This is a genomic window from uncultured Aquincola sp. (genome assembly GCF_964001545.1).
In the GTDB taxonomy this organism is placed as follows: domain Bacteria; phylum Pseudomonadota; class Gammaproteobacteria; order Burkholderiales; family Burkholderiaceae_C; genus Aquincola.
Map to the genome: position 1 here is coordinate 1 of NZ_CAXFDV010000219.1, position 2,295 is coordinate 2,295.

Annotated in this window: 2 protein-coding genes; both read right to left on the reverse strand. The window is 70.5% G+C overall.

Features of this window, described 5'->3' with window-relative positions; all coding sequences use genetic code 11:
* Window positions 1–177: 177 nt before the first annotated feature.
* Window positions 178–1,383, reverse strand: a complete 1,206-nt coding sequence (purT, locus tag ABNT58_RS07640; RefSeq protein WP_348752905.1) for a formate-dependent phosphoribosylglycinamide formyltransferase — start codon at window positions 1,381–1,383, stop codon at window positions 178–180.
* 18 nt (window positions 1,384–1,401) lie between these two features.
* On the reverse strand, window positions 1,402–2,256 hold the full coding sequence (locus ABNT58_RS07645; protein WP_348752906.1) for an aldo/keto reductase: 855 nt from the start codon (window positions 2,254–2,256) through the stop codon (window positions 1,402–1,404).
* Between the last annotated feature and the right edge of the window lie 39 nt (window positions 2,257–2,295).

The window sequence follows — 2,295 nt, forward strand, 5'->3', positions numbered from 1 at the left end:
GCGCCGTGCGACCAGCCCAGCTCGCGCCGCAGGTCGCCCACCGACATCGCGATGAAATAGGTCTGGCCGACGGCGCCGAAGAACAGCAGCAGCCCGCCCAGCGCCAGCCAGCGCGCGTTCTCGCGCAGGAAGGCGAGCAGGTTCAATGCAGCGAGCGAAGCGAGCCTGAGGGCAGGTTCACGCTTGGCGCGGCTTGACCCGCGCGGCGGCCTGCTTGGCGTTGGCTCGGGCCTGCTCCACATCGGCGTCGTAGGCCAGGGCCACACCCATGCGGCGCTTGGCAAAGCTCTCGGGCTTGCCGAAGAGGCGCAGCTCGGTGCGCGGCACACGCAGCGCCTCGTCCACGCCGTCGAACAAGATGCCGGCGGCTTCCACGCCGCCATAGATCACCGCGCTGGCGCCGGGCGTGCGCAGCGTGGTGTCCACCGGCAGGCCCAGGATGGCGCGGGCATGCAGCTCGAACTCGTTCTGGTGCTGGGTGATCATGGTCACCATGCCAGTGTCGTGCGGGCGCGGGCTCACCTCGCTGAACCACACCTGGTCGCCTTTGACGAACAGCTCCACGCCGAACAGGCCCTGGCCGCCCAGGTCGCCGGTCACCGCCTGGGCGATCTGCCGGGCCTTGTCCAGCGCGGCCGGGCTCATCGGGTGCGGCTGCCAGCTTTCCACATAGTCGCCGCTGACCTGGATGTGGCCGATGGGGTCGCAGAAATGCGTCTGCACGTGGCCGTCGGCGCCCTGGGCGCGCACCGTCAGCAGCGTGATCTCATAGTCGAAGTCGATGAAGCCTTCGACGATCACCCGACCGTGGCTGACGCGGCCACCGGCCATCGCGGCCTGCCAGGCCGGGCCCACGTCGGCCGGGCCATCGAGCTTGCTCTGGCCCTTGCCCGAGCTGCTCATCACCGGCTTGACGACACAGGGGTAGCCGATGCCGCCGTCGATGGCGGCCTGCAGCTCTGCCTGCGAATCGCAGAACTTGTAGGGGCTGGTGGGCAGGCCCAGGGTTTCAGCGGCCAGCCGGCGGATGCCTTCGCGGTCCATGGTCAGGCGGGCGGCGCGGGCGGTGGGAATCACACGCACGGGGCCTTCGGCCTCCAGCGCTTCCAGCACCGGCGTGGCGATGGCTTCGATCTCGGGCACCACCAGCTGCGGCTGCTCGGCCTCGATCAACGCCCGCAGCTGCGCGGGGTCGCTCATGGTGATGGTGCGCGCATGGTGGGCCACCTGCTGGCCGGGCGCGTTGTCGTAGCGGTCCACCGCGATGGTTTCCACGCCCAGGCGCTGCAGCGCAATCAGCACTTCCTTGCCGAGCTCGCCGCTGCCGAGCAGCATCACTTTGGTGGCGTGGGGGGACAGCGGAGTGCCGAGGGTGACGGTCATGGCAAGAAGGTTCAAGGGTTAAAGCATGGCCAGCGGCTGCTTGCGCCGCGGCGGGGGAAACAAGACATCCAGCTGAGCCAGATCGTCGGGCGACAGCGGCAGGTCGGCCGCGGCCAGGTTCTCGCGCAGGTGCGCCTCGCGCACGGCCTTCGGGATGGCGATGGTGCACGGCTGCGCCAGCAGCCAGGCCAGCGCCACCTGCGCCGGCGTGGCCTGCAGGCGGCGGGCGATGGCGTCGAGGCCAGGCTGCGCGGCCAGCGCGCCCTGGTCGATGGGCGAATAAGCCATCACCGGCATGTGGTGCCGTCGCTGCCAGGGCGACACGTCGAATTCGATGCCGCGCTGGCTGAGCGAGTAGTACACCTGGTTGGCCGCGCAGGCAGCGCCGCCGTGCAGCGCGGCCAGTTCTTCCAGGTCGTCGAGGTCGAAGTTGCTCACGCCCCAATGGCGGATGAGGCCGCGCTGCTGAAGCGCCTCGAAACCTGCCAGCGTCTCGGCCAGCGGCTCGCCGCCGCGCCAGTGCAGCAGGTACAGGTCCAGCTGGTCCAGGCCCAGGCGGCGCAGGCTGCGCTCGCACGCGGCCTGCACGCCGGCACGGCTGGCGTTGTGCGGGTACACCTTGCTGACGATGAAGAGGTCTGGCCGCGCCACCGTGCCCGCGCGCAGCGCCTCGGCCAGCGCCTGGCCGACCACGGTCTCGGCCCCGCCTTCGCCGTACATCTCGGCGGTGTCGATCAGGCGGTAGCCCATCTCCAGCGCCATGCGCACGGCGGCCACTTCGGCCGCCTGCTGGCGCGGCGCTTCGCCCATCTTCCAGGTGCCGAGGCCCAGCGCCGGCACGTGTTCGCCGGTCGGCAGCGTCACTTCACGCATGTCGCGCTTTCATCGATGCGGCATCGCCACGGGGGTTGA